This window comes from Cellulomonas sp. PhB143, assembly GCF_003752595.1.
GTDB lineage: Bacteria > Actinomycetota > Actinomycetes > Actinomycetales > Cellulomonadaceae > Paraoerskovia.
The window spans coordinates 161,170-178,598 of sequence record NZ_RKIJ01000009.1; the positions used below are offsets into that span (position 1 = coordinate 161,170).

Annotated in this window: 12 protein-coding genes; 5 read left to right on the forward strand and 7 right to left on the reverse strand. The window is 68.5% G+C overall.

The genetic code is table 11. The annotated features are described in order from the left end of the window. Nucleotides 1-36 precede the first annotated feature (36 nt). The 5 genes from EDF32_RS02220 to EDF32_RS02240 form a co-directional block, all read right to left on the reverse strand. On the reverse strand, nt 37-3,564 hold the full coding sequence (locus EDF32_RS02220; protein ID WP_148061550.1) for a bifunctional glycosyltransferase family 2 protein/CDP-glycerol:glycerophosphate glycerophosphotransferase: 3,528 nt from the start codon (nt 3,562-3,564) through the stop codon (nt 37-39). Continuing rightward, nucleotides 3,533-4,231: an NTP transferase domain-containing protein gene (locus tag EDF32_RS02225; protein ID WP_123306897.1), complete on the reverse strand. Its 699-nt coding sequence runs from the start codon at nt 4,229-4,231 to the stop codon at nt 3,533-3,535. The genes EDF32_RS02220 and EDF32_RS02225 overlap by 32 nt, the downstream gene beginning before the upstream one ends. A gap of 1 nt (nt 4,232) precedes the next feature. Continuing rightward, nucleotides 4,233-5,531: a CDP-glycerol glycerophosphotransferase family protein gene (locus EDF32_RS02230; protein WP_123306898.1), complete on the reverse strand. Its 1,299-nt coding sequence runs from the start codon at nt 5,529-5,531 to the stop codon at nt 4,233-4,235. Between the two features lie 124 nt (nt 5,532-5,655). Next, nucleotides 5,656-6,543, reverse strand: a complete 888-nt coding sequence (locus tag EDF32_RS02235) for an ABC transporter ATP-binding protein (RefSeq protein WP_123306899.1) — start codon at nt 6,541-6,543, stop codon at nt 5,656-5,658. Continuing rightward, a complete protein-coding gene (locus EDF32_RS02240) occupies nt 6,536-7,456 on the reverse strand; it encodes an ABC transporter permease (protein WP_233565633.1) in 921 nt (306 codons plus the stop codon). Before EDF32_RS02240 ends, EDF32_RS02235 begins: the two co-directional genes overlap by 8 nt. Nucleotides 7,457-7,868: 412 nt before the next feature. Here EDF32_RS02240 and EDF32_RS02245 point away from each other — a divergent pair, with 412 nt between their 5' ends. From EDF32_RS02245 to EDF32_RS02260, 4 genes are read left to right on the forward strand one after another with little or no spacing between them, the layout of a single operon-like run. Beyond that, nucleotides 7,869-10,256 carry a hypothetical protein gene (locus EDF32_RS02245; protein ID WP_123306900.1) on the forward strand — a complete coding sequence of 796 codons (2,388 nt, stop codon included), beginning with the start codon at nt 7,869-7,871 and terminating at the stop codon, nt 10,254-10,256. Between the two features lie 20 nt (nt 10,257-10,276). Beyond that, nucleotides 10,277-10,966 (forward strand): 2-C-methyl-D-erythritol 4-phosphate cytidylyltransferase, encoded by a 690-nt coding sequence (locus EDF32_RS02250; protein ID WP_123306901.1) that lies wholly within the window; start codon nt 10,277-10,279, stop codon nt 10,964-10,966. Further along, nucleotides 10,959-11,663 carry an SDR family NAD(P)-dependent oxidoreductase gene (locus EDF32_RS02255; protein ID WP_123306902.1) on the forward strand — a complete coding sequence of 235 codons (705 nt, stop codon included), beginning with the start codon at nt 10,959-10,961 and terminating at the stop codon, nt 11,661-11,663. The genes EDF32_RS02250 and EDF32_RS02255 overlap by 8 nt, the downstream gene beginning before the upstream one ends. A gap of 43 nt (nt 11,664-11,706) precedes the next feature. Next, nucleotides 11,707-13,428: a CDP-glycerol glycerophosphotransferase family protein gene (locus EDF32_RS02260; protein WP_123306903.1), complete on the forward strand. Its 1,722-nt coding sequence runs from the start codon at nt 11,707-11,709 to the stop codon at nt 13,426-13,428. On the opposite strand, the gene EDF32_RS02265 is transcribed toward EDF32_RS02260, so the two are convergent. Together EDF32_RS02265 and EDF32_RS14515 are read right to left on the reverse strand one after the other, a co-directional pair. Then, nucleotides 13,425-14,960 (reverse strand): glycosyltransferase, encoded by a 1,536-nt coding sequence (locus tag EDF32_RS02265; RefSeq protein WP_123306904.1) that lies wholly within the window; start codon nt 14,958-14,960, stop codon nt 13,425-13,427. The two genes, EDF32_RS02260 and EDF32_RS02265, sit on opposite strands and share 4 nt — an antisense overlap. Beyond that, complete coding sequence (locus tag EDF32_RS14515; RefSeq protein WP_158614041.1) at nt 14,957-15,883, reverse strand: hypothetical protein; 927 nt, start codon at nt 15,881-15,883, stop codon at nt 14,957-14,959. Before EDF32_RS14515 ends, EDF32_RS02265 begins: the two co-directional genes overlap by 4 nt. On the opposite strand from EDF32_RS14515, the gene EDF32_RS02275 reads away from it, so the two are divergent. Continuing rightward, nucleotides 15,861-17,426 carry a SpoIID/LytB domain-containing protein gene (locus EDF32_RS02275; protein ID WP_158614042.1) on the forward strand — a complete coding sequence of 522 codons (1,566 nt, stop codon included), beginning with the start codon at nt 15,861-15,863 and terminating at the stop codon, nt 17,424-17,426. The genes EDF32_RS14515 and EDF32_RS02275 overlap by 23 nt on opposite strands. Nucleotides 17,427-17,429 lie beyond the last annotated feature (3 nt).

Below are 17,429 nucleotides of genomic sequence, written 5' to 3' on the forward strand. Positions count from 1 at the left end.
AAGTGCGACGAACGCCGCTACCCGACCGGCGCCCCGCTAGAAGAACCCGTCGATAACTCGGTCCGAAGCTTTTCCGTCCTCGAGGGCGTTGAACCGTTCCGTCCACGCCTCGTACCGTGCCGAGAACTCAGCTGCCACGCCGTCGAGGGATCGTAGCGCGTCGACGAGCTCTTCGGTCGAACGGAGGATCGGCCCCGGCGCCTCGGCCTCGAAGTCGAAGTAAAAACCTCGGACGCGGTCCCGGTAGTCGTCGATGTCGGGCGCCAAGAACATGACGGGGCGACGCGTCACGGTGTAGTCGAACATCACCGACGAGAAGTCGGTCACGAGGACGTCGGCCGCCGCGTAGAGCTCGGCGACCTCACCGTACCTCGAGACGTCCACGACGTTTTCCCCGGAGACACCCGTCCCGTGGAGCAGCGTGTTCGAGTGTCCGCGGACCAGCACGACGTACTCGTCGCCGAGCTCTGCTGCGAACTTTTCGAAGTCCAGGTGGTAGACCGACTGATACCGCCCGGGCTTGCCGTCGTACTTGTCGTCGCGCCAGGTCGGCGCGTACAGCAACAGCTTTCGAGGGTCGTCCACGAGCCCCAGGAGGCGTCGAGCCTTGGCGGCAGCGCCCCCCGGATCGTTGACGAGGACGTCGTTTCGCGGATATCCGCTCTCGAGGACGGACCCCTCGTAGGCAAACGCTCTGGGAAAGATCCCGCTGCAGAACCGGTTGGGCGAGATCAGGCCGTCCCAACTGCGAGCCTCACGGTCCATCATCTCCAGGTAGTTGCGGTAGCTGAACAGAACCCGCTTGATGTCGTGGCCGATCAGCTTCAACGGTGTCCCGTGCCAGGTCTGCAGGTACTTCTGCTCGTCGGCCTGCTCGAAGAAGGCCGGAAAATTGCTGTTGTTGACCAGATAGCGTGCCGAACCCAGCACGCGGTACCACTCGGCACTGAGCCGGACGAGCGGCACGGTGCCCTCCGGCACCTCGACAGAGCTGTCGTTCACGCTCCAATACGACGTGATATCGGGACGCACGACCCGTAGCCGCTGCCAGATCGCGTGGGGGTTGCACGTGACGTTCCTGCCGTGGAACGACTCGAAGAGGACGGCCTCCTCACGCGCGGCGTGGCGCGCCGGCTCATAGACCGTCTCCTGGAGCGTCCGTTGACTGAGCGCCGAGTTCACGCCGCCGGTATCGGCAAGCACCTCGAGCACTGGCCGGCGTTCCCGGGTGCTCCGCACCCAGAGGTCGCCGCCCTGGTTCAGAGCCGGCAAAGAACCCCAACATGCGTTGCCCCAGACGGTACACACAGGCTGGCCGCCGGCGTACTCGCACACGAGCTCGTAGAGCCCGGGCGGCAACCGTCGCTCACTGCCCGACCACTCTCGGAACGAGAGGGGGAACCTCATCTCGAACGAACCGCCCGGGTCGATGCGGACGGAGCTTGCAGAGACGTCGACCCGTGACCCGGTGAGGCGGACGTTCGAGAGCCCTTCAACCGCTCCCTCGCCGCGAAGCGCCCACTCCCCGTCATCGAACCGGTGCTCGGTAACGACGAGCGTGGCGCCACCTCGGGTGATCGCGACGTTGCCGCGATCGGTACGCCGCACACCGACGCCAGGTGCGAGCACCCGTCGGTCCGGGAACCCGGCGGGAACTGCGATGGCTTGGTATTTTCCGGCCTTGGCACGCAGACGCCACGTCCGGTGCGCCGCCAGATCGCTCGCGGCACCACGCAGCACGGCACGGTGAAGGTTCTCCCTCCCGACCACCGCGCTGGCCTTGGCGGTGTGGCGTCGGCGATTGCCGTCGTGGATCGCGACCACCGTGATGTCCTCATGCTCGGAGCAGAGCGTCAGCTCGACGTCGTCGTCGACCACCCGGACGTCCTCGAGCATGACACCGATGACCTCAGGCAGCACCGTCAGCGTGCCGTCCACCCACTCGAGGCGGTTCCTGCGCAGCGACTCCGGCGGACTCGCGAGCGGTAACTTCGCCGCACCGTTCGCCCGCGGACGTTCCAGGGGCGCCTCGCGGACGATCCCGGCCGTGGTCACCCGCAACCAGACACCACCCATGGCGGCCCGGAGCCCGCTCAGGTCGAGTCGCGCGACAAAGCCTGCCGGATCGTAGTCCAGCCACCGGTTCCGGATGTGCTGCATCGGCCGGACGCCGGCGTCATGCCGCCCCTCGGCCGACGCGAGCACGACCCCTCCCGGATCTTTGACCAAGATCTCGATCCGGGTCTCGTGCTCAGCAAGGTCGATGTTCGCGATGAATGCCCAGGCGCGGAGAACGAGCAGGTCGGTCCCCTCCCACGAGACACCGCGGAGCGAGCTGGTCAGCCGCAGCGCCGCCTCGCCGAACGTGAGCACGTCCGCCGGGATCGGCCGACCGACCTGACGGAGCTCCGGCGCACGGACGACAACCGTGCCGCTCTCCACGGACGTGGCGACACCGCCGCCGTTCTTGCGCTCGAACTCCCGCAGCAGCTCGACGTCCTCGCGGTCGCCGTGCACGCAGGTCCATGCGATCGCGCGCTTGATCGGAGAGGTCCGGTAGTGGAACGACCAGTCCCTCTCGTCGAAGATCGCCGTGAGCCATCGCACGATCACGGCGTAATACTCGTCCTCGACCCAGTCGACGTCCTTGACATACAGAGCTAGGTCGTTTCCGAGGATCCGCCGGTCGAGCCACTCCCGACGCAGCGCCGGGTTGCCGTGGGCCTTGAGCATCTCGTTCACCGCGCAGGTGACGGACTCGCGGTCCTTGAGGTTTCTCAGCTCGGCCGTAGTCTGAGTGATGGACCCCCCGTCCGTGCGGATCGTCCAGTTGTAGACCGACGTGCTGAGCACGTCGAAACGCCGAGCATTCAGGTAGGCGTTGACGGACGGCACCTGGTCCTCGTAGTAGATCCCCTCCGGGAACGAGAAGTTGATCCGCGAGAGGAACTCACGCGTGTAGAGCTTGTTGGTGGCGAAGACGTCGAGGATCATGTCAGGGCGATCGGCGATCGTGACGCCGAGGTCGTCGACGGCGTGCAGCTCCGCCACCCATGCCGCCGTCAGTTTTTTGCCGTTCTCGACGCGCTGCATCGCACCGCACGCGAAGTCCGAGCCAGTCGCCCGCACCGAGCTCAGGAGGCTCTCGACGGCATTCCGGGGGATCGTGTCGTCCGAGTCGACGAACATGACGTGTTTGCCGCGCGCGAGGGCAAGCCCCCGGTTGCGCGCGTTGCCGAGCCCGCCGTTCCGCTGGCGGACGTACCGGACCCTCTTGTCGGACTCCTCCACGGCCCGCACCACGGACCCCGTGGAGTCGCTCGATCCGTCGTCGACGACGACGATCTCGAGGGAGCGCTCAGTCTGGTTGAGGATGCTGTGAAGGCAAGCCCGGACGAAGGCCTCGGCGTTGTACGCCGGCACCACGACGGTGACTTCCGGCGGTTCACGGCGCACTCGTCGCCACGCAACAGCGCCGAGCGTCCTCAGGCGCCTTGCGGCCGACCGCGCGCGCGAATGTGTTGCACCCATCTCAGACGTGCTCGTTCGCACGCTCGAGGTCACCTTCGAAGTCGACCTCCACCGCGTACAGGTCGCTGATGTCCACCGGCTCGACCTTGAGACCGTGCTCCGCGATCCCGACCTCGATACCACGCTCGAAGTAGTCCTGGTCGTCGACCGCGTCCAACTTCTCGACGAGATACGCCTTGTCGGAGGCGGCGACGTAGTTGATACCGACGGCCTCGCCCAACGCGCTGCTGGTGGGCACCTGCTTCGAGAGGTCCTTGATGTGCCCGTCGTCGTCGACGGTGTACTTGACCTCCTCCTCCGCGACGGAGGCCGTGTTCACGCACACGAAAGACTTGTCCCGGTCGATCAGCGGCTGGACGCGGCGGAGCACCTCGGCATCGAACACGACGTCACCGTTCATCCAGAGGACTCCGCGGTCGCCAGTCACCCGAAGCGCCTTCAGCAGGCTCTTGGCGGTGTTCGTCTGATCGTAGAGCTCGTTGTACGCATAGGCCACGTCGGGTGCGGCTTCGAGGATCGCCTCAAGCTTGAAACCCACGACCACCAGCACCTGCGCATCAGGCCCGAAGCTCTCGCTGACGTTGCCGAGCTGCTGGGCAAGGATGGTCCGGCCGTCCTTGAGGGTGGTCAGGGGCTTGGGGTAGGGGCGGCCGAGCCGCGTGCCCATACCCGCAGCCAGGATCACGACCTGCGGTGACATCTCAAAAACCTTTCGTGGTGGTTACCGGGACGTCCGTGCCCGGCTGTGCGTCATGCGTTCGCTCGAAAAACCGAGAGGCGTCGAAGGTCGCCATCACCGCCGTACAGGCATCAACGAACTTGCGCGTCGACGCGCCTGGCGTTGTGTCGCCGAGATGGTATTCGGTAAGTCGGCGAACCCGTTCGGACAGTTCCGGGTCTGAGGCGGCGGAATCGATGATCGCGACGGCCTGGTCCAGGCCGTCCACCGAGATCCGCGGCACCAGGTCGGTCAGCGCAGTCGATGCGGGCACCGCCGAGGTGCACTCGGGAACGGTCATCACGAGCGGCCGGCCCGTGGGCAGCCAGTCCATCGCGACGCCCGAGACGTCGCATACGAGCACGTCTGCACCAGCAATCGACGAGGCGAGGGAAACCGTCGTGTCCACCCGGTGGTCTCCGCCGGCCGCGGCGATCAGCAACCGGACCCGAGCATCGGCGTCGCCGTAGACGGGATCACTGCAGCCGGACAACGGGTGCGGGCGGTAGACGACCCGATGGCCGCCGGTGGCAAGGAGCGCGGAGACCAGCGCCTCGCCGTGCGTGACGATGCTCCCGTAGGCGGCCGCGGGCTCTGAGCCCTCCCAGGTCGGCGCGTAGAGGACGGTCGTCCGGGGATCGCCGTCCGCCGGCGGCGCGGCCATAATCAGGGCCATCTGTTCCTCGACCTGCGGGCGCCCCACGGCGATGCAGCGCGCCGACGGGTCGTAGAAGGTGATGTGCCGCGCGATCCGGTCGATCGCGGCCTGGCCAGCGACGAAGTTGAAGTCGTACGCCTTGAACTGGTTCGAGACGGTGACGCCCTTGTCGCTGTCTCCGTGCATGACGTTCACGTGCGCCATCGAGCTCAGGCGAAGGTTCGTGAAGTTCGCCGGATTGTGATTGACGTAGATCGCGAGGCGTACCGCTGATCTGCTGAGCAGGTCCTCGACCGTCGCCGGCCGCGCAACGACGATCGCGTCCAACCCGGACCGCTCCCGCACCGAACGCGCCGTGCGCGAGTCTCTCAGCACCACCACGACGCGGTGGACCGTGTCCAGCTCGCGGAGCACCGCGTACCACTGTTCGAGTTGATAGAGGGAACCCGGCGGGTCGGGGAAATAGACCATCACCCGGTGCGGCAGTGTGGTGCCGAGCAGCGACTCGTCCTCACCGAGGCCGTCGGCGACTCCGCCGGGAACGAGACCGAGCCGACGCACAAGTCGCCACGCGCGGGTGCGGAGGGTACGGATCGGCCCGTTACCCCGTGGTGCCCCCGCCATGATGCTCCCTCGCCCGCGTACCAAACGGATGGAGCATAGCGCGACTCGAAGCGGCGATCGGGCACATAACCTTCACCGCGTGTTCATTCACCCGACATACAGGGCACTTCACCCGGGCAAAGTGCTACGACTTCGCCCTCGCGTCCCGCTTGCGACGCTCTCGCACCTGGCGGACGAACTGCTTGTACTCCTCGCACACCTCGTCGGCCGGCCCGTCCCGGACCAACCGTCCCTTGTGCACCCACAGGACCCGGGCGCACATCGCCTCCACGGTCGCGATCGAGTGACTGACGAGGAACACGGTGCCCGCGTTCTCCCGCACCCCGTCGATGCGTTCTTTGCTCTTCTGCCGGAAAGTCGCGTCGCCCGTCGCCAGCGCCTCGTCGATCATGAGGATGTCCGGCGTTGCGGCCGACGAGATCGCGAACCGCAGCCGCGCCCCCATCCCGGAGGAGTACGCCTTCATCGGCAGGTACACCGCGTCACCGATACCCGAGAACTCGACGATCTCATCGAAGCGCTCCCGCACCTGTCGCTGGGTCAGGCCCAGCGCGAGGCCACCGATCATGATGTTCCGCTCGCCGGTGAGGCTGCTCATGAGCACGGCGTTGACACCCAGCAGGGACGGCTCGCCGGAGACATAGACGGCGCCCTGAGTCGGCGGGATGAGTCCCGCGACGGCCCGCAGAAGCGTGCTCTTCCCCGACCCGTTGATCCCGACGATGCCGATCGACTCGCCGTAGTGCGCGACGAACGAGATCCCCTGGACCGCCTTGACCTCGCGGACTCCGCCGAGCTGGTCGCGACCGGAGGTGAGGATGCGCTTGGCGAACGAAGGCTTCTCCTCCGGCGTCGGGCTGACCTTCTTACCCCCGAATACCCGGTAGGTGATGTGGAGGTCGTCCACCACCAGCGAGGGCGCACCGATCTCCGTGACGACGGGGCCGGAACCCTCGAGGTCTTCCGGGTCGATCTCGAAGTCGATCTCGTCGTCCGCGCCACGCTCAGTCACGCCCGTACCTCTCCTCGCCGCGCCAGAACACCAGGAACCCGACGACGAGGAAGGCGAGCGCCCAGCCGATGCCCCACCACCACATCGTGACGTCGGGCGGGATGCTCGGCTCGTCCGTGATGGCTGCACGTGCCAGGTACAGGTAGACGGCCACGGGCTGGTGCTCGAGGGCCACGCCGAACGGACCGTCTCCCACGCGCAGCGTGATGCTGAACAGGACGCCCGAGCCGTACATGAGGAACCGCATCACGAAGGGGATGAGGTTCTTCAGGTCCGGCGTGATGGCGACCCAACGCCCGACGAGGAACGCGCACCCGGTGGAGAAGAGCCACAGCAGCGCGACGGCGGGCAGCACGAGGATCCAGGACCAGTCGAGCGGGACCGGGCCCTGCCCGGGGATGTACTGGCTGCTGAACGCGATGATCCCCATGACGATCAGCGCCGGCACAAGGGTCGTCAGCTCGGAGAGGACCTGGGAGATCGGGAGCACCGCACGGGGGAAGTGCACCGAGCGGACGAGGTTCACGTTGCCGCTGATCGACCGGGAACCTGCGACGACCGACTGCTCGAAGAAGCGGAACATGAACGTGCCGACAACGATGAAAGCGATGCCGTTCGACATGCCTCGGGTCGACTGGAGGATCAGGCCGAACATGATCACGTAGACGGCGGCGTTGAGCAGCGGGTTCAGCACGGCCCAGAGCTGGCCGAGGTAGCTGTTCTGGTTGCGGGCCTGCGACTTGGAGGTCGCGAGGACACCGATGAACGCCCGGCGCTCCCACAGCTGGCGTACGTACTTGCGCAGCGGAGGCCGCACCCCCATGCGGGTCAGCCCGTGCTCCGCCACGAGCGCGTCGCGCTCCTGCGGCGAGAGGCGCTGGTCGAGCGGCGCCGGGACCCCCTCGTCCTCCACGAGAACCCGCCGAGCACGCACCGCGCCGGCTGGCTCGCTCTGCTGGGAGGTCGTTGACACTGGCGGGGCACCGTTTCAGGGAGGGGGTGTGATCCGGCGCCTCGTCGAACACGCCGACGCCTATAGTAAGCATCTCTCGCGGGCCACCCTTCGGGTCCTGCCGGACGCCCCACGTAGACTTCGGCGGACATCACCCGCCGAACCCGGACCACCAGCGTCCGTGGGCGGCATCCACGCACGTCACGAGCCATGAGGAGTCAGGTTGTCGCGTATCGAGGCAGTGCGCCGCTTTGCCGCCGAACATCTTCCCGAGTCGGCGAAGGCCAGGCTCAGGGCCGCAGCGGCGTCCCTGACCACCGCAGCCCCGGCACCGGCCGCCCCCGCCGTCCCCGCGGCTCACGCGGCGCAGGGCGTGCCTGATGACCGCGGTCCGGACCTGATCGAGCTGCTGGGGACCGGCACCTCGCTCGAGGACGCCGCCTGGGAGGTGACCACCGACCTCCTGGACCGACGCGACCTCGCGAACGCCCGCTCGTTCACGGACAGCCTCGCGCTGCACGCGCCGACGTCCGAGCTCGGGCACCTGCTCCGCGGCGTCGTCGCCGCGTCGGAGAAGAAGCATGCGCTCGCGCTGTACCACTTCGACCTGTCCGCACGGGAGCCCGTTCTCCGTCGCGCGTCCCAGCAGTACGTGACGAGCCTCTTCGCGGTGGACCCGGCACGCGGCCTCGCCGAGACGCGCGACCTCGTGCAGGGCACCGACCTTCCCGCGGCCACGTGGTGGGAGGTGCTCCGGCACACGTTCACCGCAGACGAGCGCGAGCTGTCCTCGGCGGTGCTCGACCGGCTGGAGGACGCCTACCGCCGCGACCCGCAGGCCTGGACGCTCGGCGAGCGCAAGATCCCGTGGGTCCGGCGCTGGATCGACCGCGAGCGCCGCAAGCCCGCGCCTGCCGCGCCCGAGGGGCGTGTCCCGTTCGCGATCATGGACTACGGCCAGCCGGACCGTTCGTGGGCGTCGCAGAACATCGGCGACTACATCCAGACGCTCGCCTCGCTCGGTCACGTCGTGCGTCACCAGGGCCTGCGCTTCCACGGCGAGCAGGACGACGTCGTCGACCTCGTCAACGAGCTGCAGGGGCGGGTCCGTCCCGAGCTCCAGCTCGAGGGTGCCGACGCCGACGTCCAGCTGTACACGCTCGACCGGGACGCCTCGACGTACCAGGAGTTCCCCGAGGGAACCTGGGCGCTGACGTTCGGCTGGTTCATGCATCCGCTGTTCAACCTCGACGGTGCGTTCGACCTGCCGCTGCACCCGGCCGTGCGGCCCATCTTCGTCTCGTTCCACTGCAACAAGCGCTCGCTGCTGACGCCGGACGTCCTCGCGTACCTCCGGGAGCACGGGCCCATCGGCTGCCGTGACTGGACGACGGTCGACCTGCTGCTGTCCCTCGACGTGCCCGCCTTCTTCTCCGGCTGCCTCACGACCACGGTGAACACCGTGTTCCCGAACCTGACCGAGCCCGCGCCGAAGGGCACCGTCTACGTCGACGTCGTGCGGAGCACGGTGCCGGAGGGGGTCGAGAACGTCCCCCAGAAGATCCCCGCGATCAAGACCCGCTCCTTCACGCGCAACATGCACGACGCGATGGATCTGCTGGAGGGCTACCGGCGCAACTACACCGACGTCATCACCATGCGCCTGCACTGCTATCTGCCGGCCACGTCGATCGGGATGAACGTCCGCTTCGAACCCAAGAGCAACGCCGACGTCCGGTTCGCCGGCCTTGCGCCGCTCGACGCGCAGCAGTTCGAGGCCATCCGCACGCCCATGCGGGACCGGTTGCAGCCTGTCATCGAGGCGATCTTCGCGAAGAAGTCCGAGGACGAGGTCTATGCCCTTTGGCGCGAGGTGAACGCCGACGACGTGCGGATCGCCCGGGAGCGCCACGCTCGTCCCGCGCAGATCGACCCGCGTGGCGCGGACGTCGCCGCCGCGATGCGCGCCGTCGAGACCGTCGCGCCGTCCGCCACCGCCGGGGCCGTCGACGTGGTGCTGACCCCGACGGCGGGTCAGCTGGCGCACCTGGAGCCGCTCCTGCGCAGCATCGGCGCGCACAGCTCGCGCCCGGTGACCGCGTGGATCGTCCGCACCGCGGGTACCGCACCGTCGATCGCGGTGGACGGCGTCGACGTCCGGTGGGTCGACGCGTCCCGCGTGCCGACCAAGGGGCTGCCGCGTCGCGACGCGGCGCGGGCTGCGCTCGCCGAGCTCGTGCCCGTCGACCGCGCGGTGGTGCTGCCGGTCGACGCGTTCGTCGCCGGCGACGTCGCCGAGCTGCTCGGTACCGACCTGGCGGGGAACCTCGTCGCCGCTCGCACGACGACGCGCGCCGGGACGAGCGGTTTCGGCCTGCTGTACGCCGCTGGTAAGAAGCTCGACCGCGCGCCCGACAAGGCGTTCGAGCTCTACCGCCAGATGCACGCCGCCCACACGTTCGACTTCGACGCGTTCGACACCGGCGTCATGGTCGTCGAGCTCGCGGCGATGCGCTCGCAGGACGCGGCAGCTCGCATGCTCGGTGCGATGCTCGCGTTCCGGCTCGGCGACCGCGAGGCCTACCACTGGCTCGTCGGCCGCGGCCGCGTCGGTCTCGAGCCCGCGTGGGCCCATGTGCCGACCCGCGAGAAGCCGGACGACGGCGAGACCAAGCTCTGGTACTGGGCCGACGCCAACAAGCCGTGGGAGCGCCGCTACGTGCCTGGCGCGTCGCTCTGGGCGTCCGCGCAGCAGTCCTGATCCCCGAGGAAGAGGAAGAGATGTATTCCCTGCTCCTGCTCAACGGCGGCATCGGCGCTCGCGTCGCCGCCGGCCAGCCCAAGCAACTCATCAAGGTCCGTGGGATCCCCATCCTGGTGTACTCGTTGGTCGCAGCCGACGCGGTCGAGTCGATCGACCAGATCGTGCTGAACTATCCGGACGGCTGGCACGACACCGTCCGGCAGATCGTGTCGGACTACGCGATCAAGACGCCGGTCGTCTATGTACCGGCCGGTGCGTCGCGCCACGACTCCGTCGCCGCCATGCTCTCCAGCGCGTCGAACGACCATGTCGTCATCCACGAGACGGCTCGCCCGCTGGTCCGCACGGGCGATTTCGCACGTCTCGTCGCCGACCCGAACGCCAACGTCTCGTTCATGCTCGACATCCCGTTCACGGTCGCTCCCGTGGATTCCGAGCAGAAGGTCGTCACCGGCTACCTCGAGCGCTCCGGGCTCCGCAACGTCCAGCTTCCGCAGAAGTTCGCCAAGGCGGACCTGGAGCAGGCGCACGGGTACGCCCGCGAGCAGGGCAGGACGTTCACCGAGGACGCGACGCTCGTCGCCGTCGCGGGGCACACGGTGCACTTCATCGACGGTGACGACCGGAACATCAAGGTCACGACGCCGACGGACGTCCGGCTCGCCACCTACCTGCTGACCGACCACGAGGAGGACTGGAATGAGTAAGACCCTGCTGGTCACCGGCGCCTCCAAGGGCATCGGGCTGGAGACCGTACGTCGGTTCGTGGCCGGCGACGACCCGCCCGCCAAGGCGATCCTGGTGGCGCGCCCGTCGGCGGAGTACTCCGAGGCGCTCAAGGAGCTGGCCTCAGTGAGTTCAAGCACCGAGATCGTCTCCTACGAGCTCGACCTCGCGGACCGTGACGCGGTCCTCGACCTGGTCCGGACGATCGCCAGCGATCACGGCAACGTCGACCTGCTGGTGAACAACGCCGGCTACACGAAGCCGGTCCCCATCCAGCAGATCGACTTCGCCGACTTCGAGCGGACGATGGCGGTGAACGTCTACGCGCCGTTCACGTTCGTCCAAGAGCTCCTCCACCAGGGGAACCACTTCGAGCTCATCGTGAACATCGCCTCGACCGCGGGGATCAACGGACGTTCCGGCTGGCTCACGTACTCCGCCTCGAAGGCCGCGGTCATCAACATGAGCGAGGTGATGCGCGAGGAGCTCGCCATCTACGGCACGCGCGTCGTGTGCATCTCGCCCGGTCGCACGGCCACCGCGCTGCGTCGAGTGCTCGCGCCGGACGAGGACCCCTCGACGATCATGCAGCCCGGGGACGTCGCGACGGTCATCGAGATGCTCGCTTCCCCGGTCGGCAGGTTCGTCGACTCGGCGAACCTCGTCGTCCGCCAGTAGCGCCCGCACCACCCATCGTCACGCCATCCCGGAGGGGCCTGCAGTGTCCAGCTCTCGACTCGTCAGCGCTGGGCTGACGACCGCCGCCGTCGTCGCCCTCCTGGTCGCGGCGGCGGGAACCCACGTCACGATCGCCGCCGGCGTCGCACTGGCGGTCCTTCTCGGGATCGCCGTGCGGCTCCGGCGGCGGTTCGCGAGCGAGGGGACGTCAGCCATGGGCGCGTACGCTCCCGCGCGGCTGCTGGTCGCAGCGACTCTCCTCTTGTGCCTGTCGAGCACGGGCCGCGACGGCTGGTCGGGTCTAGCCACGGTCCTCGCCGCGATGTCCGCACTGGCGACGTCCTTCGAGCCCCAGGCAGCACAGGTCTGGCGCCGCGGCTCGCGGTTCGTGCGGAACGTCCCCGGTCTCGAGGCTGAGATGGCCCCGGCACGCCGCGGGAGCCTCATCGTGCTCGGCAATCTGACGATTCTCGCGGCGTGCGCGCTCTCGGTGTGGCTGCCCGTCGTCGGCACCGTGCTGGCGCTGGTCCTCGCGCTGGCGCTCACCGTCGTCGCGGGAGTGTGGACGCGGACGTCGCTCGCGAGCGCGCGAAACCTCGACGAGCGGGTTCACGACGCCCTGGCACGTCTGGGACCCGCGCTCATGGTCTACCTCACGGGCCCTGGTGGTACGCAGTACCAGCTCGGGGTGTGGCTGGCGCAGCTCGAGGCACTTGCCGAGCCGCCGGTGATCGTGGTGCGCGAGACGCCGCTCGCACGGCGGGTCGCCGAGATGACCGGGCTCCCGGTCGTCGCTGCGCCTACGCTCGCCAACCTCGAGGCCGTCCACGCCCCGACCTTCCGGGTCTGTCTCTACGTCAACAACGGAGCCAAGAACTCGCACAACATCCGGTATCGCGAACTGACGCACGTACAGCTCCTGCACGGCGACAGCGACAAGCCGTCGAGCTTCAACCCCGTGACGGCCATGTTCGACAAGATCTTCGTCGCCGGCGAGGCGGGCGCCGACCGGTACGCAGCCCATGGTGTCGACATCCCCCGAGAGAAGTTCGAGATCATCGGTCGCCCGCAGGTGGCCGACATCACGACGGCCGGAAGCGGGAACGACGACTTCACGGTCCTCTACGCACCGACGTGGAGCGGCTTCAACTCCGACAACAACTTCGGGTCGCTCGAGCACGGCGAGGACATCGTCCGACTCTTGCTCGCGCGCAGCTGGCGTGTGATCTTCCGGCCCCACCCGTTCTCGCTCCGGGACCCCGTCTCCGTGGGCCGGATCGACGCCGTCGCCGCGCTCCTCCGTGACGACTCGAGCGCGACCGGGCGTCGGCACGTCGGCCCGGAGGCGCAGGGAGAGCTGAGCCTCGTCGAGTGCTTCAACGGCTCCGATGCGCTCGTCTCCGACGTGTCCTCGGTGGCCGCCGACTACCTGTACTCCGAGAAGCCGTTCGTCATCACCCAGGTCACTGACCAGGAGCCCCAGGACTTCCTCGCCGAGTTCCCGCTGGCCGGTGCCGCCTACGTCGCACGCACGAGCGACCCGCAGTCCCTGCGGACGGCGATCGACCAGCTCTCCCACGACGTCCGACGTGACGTCCGGCTGTCTATGCGCACCTACTACCTCGGTGACATCCCTCGCGAGACGTATGCGGAGGCGTTCCCCAGAGCGGTCGCGGCGCTCCTCGAGGCCAACCCGCGCTATGCCCTCGAGGAGACCCGCCCGCTCGGCGACATCCTCGACGTCGAGGATGACGCTCAGGCCTAGGCCTGGAGGTCGAAGAGCGCCTCCCAGCTGCGCAGGACCGCCTCGTAGGAGTTCCGTGCGCGGGCACGCTCTTGAGCCAGCCGTCCCATCTGTCGTGCCGCGTCCGGATCGCGCAGCAGCTCGACCAAGGACTGGGCTAGCGCGTCCCGGTCACCCCACGGGACGACATGGCCCGTCTCGCCCTCGTCGATGAGCGTGTCGGGTCCGTATCGCAGGTCATAGGCCACGACAGGCGTCGCGCAGGCGTGCGCCTCGAGGATCCCCAGCGGCATCGCCTCGCGCTGCGAGGTCAGGACTGTCACGGCTGCCCCCGCGAGCGCATCGTGGGGTCGGTCGGTCTTGCCCTTCAGGCGCACGACGTCGTCGAGCCCCAGCTGCGTGACGATCCTCTCGAGCCGCGCTGCGTCGGGGCCCCCGCCGTAGATGTCCAGCCGCGCTTCCGGCACGGCGGCGACGACCTGCGAGAACGCCCGGATCGACTCGTCGATGGACTTCATCGGGTCGAGACGCGTCACCAGGGTCACGAGGTCCGGGTTGCGCTCGACGTGCGAGACGTCGGGAAACTTCGTCGCGTTGGGGACGACGTACATCCGGTCCCCGAAGCCGACGGCTTCGGCGATGTGCCCGCGCTGCGGCTCGCTCAGCACCACGAGCGCCTCGAGGTTCTCGAGCACGGAGAAGACGGTCCTGTGGTCGCCACGGATCGTCGCTCCCTCGCGGTACGGCTCGTCGAAGTGGTTGTTGTGCAGCATCCCCGCACGGGTGGCGCTTCCCGCTCGAAGCCGGGAAACCTTGGGGATCGCGCTCGGCGACTCGGCCACCACGAACGGCGGTGTCTCGTACTCGTCGACGACCGACTGGAGCCATGCGGTCTGCCACTGCGGGATCCCGCCGTACGTGGTCTCGCGGACGGAGCGGGTCCCGACGTCGCCCGGCTGGCGAACGACGACACCCACACCGCGCCCCGTGGCCGGGGACGCCGCACGGACGAGGTAGGGGTCCCCGGTCGGCGCGCGGAACGTCTGCAGCCAGGGCCGGCCGTCGACGCACTCGTCGGACAGGATGACGTTGCCGTTCTTGTCGAACGTCTCGCGGAGCGTCACCGTGCCGCCCTGATGGTGCGCAACGACGCGAGTCTCTCGGACCGACTCCTCCCGCACCGTCAGCGCGAGACCGCCGTATGGGTCGAACCATCGGACGTACTCGCCCCGTCCGTCCGCGCCCTCGAGGCGCAGCAGGCCCGACGTGTCCGGCGCTCGTTGCCCGGACCGGTCATGCGGAGCCTGCTCCCGGGCCGCGACCCAGGCAGCGGCATGCACCTCGTGGATGTTGCGGACCTCGGCATCCGGGTGGAGCCGCCCCGCCGCCCGCAGGCCCGCGACGCGCGGTACCTGCTCGGTCCCCGGATCGAAGGTCACCACGGTGGTCGGATGTCCGGCCTCGCAGAACATCTGGATCTGGTCGAGCACGGCGGAGGTGAGCCCGCCGCCACCGAACTTGTGGATGACGACGATCACCGGCCGCGGGCTCATGCACGGCCTCCGTCGTTGTCCGCATCGCCCGCCAGGGCGACGACCCGGCCGGAAGGATCTGCATCGCCGGAGAGGTCGACGACCTCGCGACAGTCCGCGGCGAGAAGCGCTCCGACCGCAGCGGAGCGCTCGCCCAGGGTCGCGAGCACCGGTCGTGCCGCGCCGACGATCTGCCGGACCTGCTCGGCCTCCCAGTGCCGAGCACCGTTCGGGTAGCGCGTCACGCTCGACGCCGAGTGGTCGAAGGCGAAAGCATCCAGACCTTCTCCGGTCCCGGCCACCATCTCCGTGAGGTAAGCGAACCCGTCGGGCCGGACGAAGTCTCGCTGATAGACGGTTCCGCCGGGAGAGAGCCGCTCCCTGATCGCTACCGAGCCGTCGGCACGGCGGGTCTCCCGAGCCGTCGCCCTCTCGCTCCGCGGCGCCTTCACCTTCTTCTCGAGCGCCGGAGGAACGATGGACGCCACCGTCGAGCGTCGAGAGCTCTCGTCGGCGTCTGCCCACCGTGTGTCCGGTCGGCTCCTGAGCCGCATCAGCCTCGTGGACACGAGCGAGCGCGCACGGTGACCCGCAGCACCGTCGTGGACGTCGTGCACGTCGAACGGCTCGCGCGCCGCTCTGCGCCGGGAGCGCCAGCGGTCCGGACCGAGGCAGACGACGGTGACGCTCGTCCCGCGACCCGACAGCCGCCTCAGCTCGGCGAGCACCGACTCCTTCGCGTTGCCGTCAGGGATCACATCGCACAGCAGGACCAGACCGCTCAACGCGTACTCACCTCTCGAACCGGGACAAGGCGTTTCCTTGCCGCGACGTCGTATGACCGGCGACAGTCTCTCATCCGCACGCGCGGGACGCTCCGCCCGAGATGGCGTACCCGACGCCGCGGGGCACACTGGAAGCATGGCTCCCCGGAGGATGGTCACCGGATTCGTCACCGCGCTCGTGCTGGCGGTGCTGACGGCGCTGGTGCCTGCGACGGCCGCCTCTGCGGCGTCGGTCGTGGTGACAGGGAAGATCTCCGGCCCGACCACCATCGTCGCCGGCGGGACGACGACGGTCGCGGCGACCTACACCAAGGGCGGCGCGAAGGTGCCCAAGGCGACGGTCGAGCTCCAGAAGTACAGTGCCGGCCGCTGGATCGATGCCGCGCCCGTCTCGATCGTCAACGGCTCCGGGAGCCGGCTCATCTACCCCAAGGGGACGACCAGCTATCGCATCCGAAACTATGACAGTAGTGCGGTCAGCTCGACGTTCAAGGTGACCCAGGCGCCGTCGGGATTCACGATCCACGGGTCCGGCTACGGCCATGGGGTGGGGATGGCCCAGTACGGCGCCTACCAGCTCGCACGCACCAAGCACTCCTCCGCGACGATCCTGCGCGTGTACTACCCCGGGACCGCGGTGTCGCGCCTCACGACTCCGACGGACATCGCCGTGCAGGTGTTCGGCCCCGAGCCCTACGGCTATGCGCCCGGGAGGTACTCGGACGAGAAGACCTCGACCTCCGTGACGATCTCCGGCGGCGGCTGGCGCCTACGGAGCGCCAGTGGGTCGACGCTGGCCTCGGGTACGGGTTCGACGACGATCCAGCTCAGCACGACGAGCACCCGCGTGACCGCGAAGGTCGGGAGCAGAACCTACAGTGACAGCCTCTTGCGGATCCACTGGTCCGGGACGCGGTACTACGCGACGAGTGGTTCGAAGGCGATCGCGACCGTCGCCGGCGCGCAAGGGACGTACCGCAACGGCCGGTTCACGATCCGGCCTCGTTCGGGCAAGGTCAACGTCGTCAACGACGTCCTGCTCAACACCGAGTACCTCTACGGGATCGCCGAGATGCCGTCGTCCTGGGGCACGTCCTCCCTCTCTGCGCTGGCCGCACAGGCGATCACCGCACGAAGCTACGCGATGACCAAGGCGTGGAAGTCGGCCTGTGCCTGCAATGTCGTCGACGACGTCCGGGACCAGAACTACACCGGCTGGCGCAAGGAGGGCGAAGGCACCTCGGGCTACTACGGGAAGATCTGGGTCCACGCGGTCGATGCGACCGCCCTGGGACGCACGGCGGCGAAGGCCCTGACCTATCGAGGAGCGCCCGTGGTGGCGCACTACTTCTCGTCGTCCGGAGGCCGCACCGTGAACTCACAGGACGCGTGGGCGTCGACCATCCCGTTCGAGCAGAGCGTGGACGATCATTGGAGTCTCGAAGCACCCGGGAACTCGATGGCGAGCTGGACACGCACACTCTCCCAGAGCTCGGCGCGAACTCTTTTCGGCCTCGCGGACGTCAAGCGCGTCTGGGTCTCGAAGACGTCGAGCGGCGGCACGATGCTGGCGCTGACGGCAGAGTCGGCGGCGGGCTCGAGGCGAACGATCTCCGGCAAGTCCGACGCGTTGCGGAGCACGGTCGGTGCCGCCACGACCGAGGGCAACCTTCCCGCCGCTTGGATCCGCTCGATCGGCTGACGC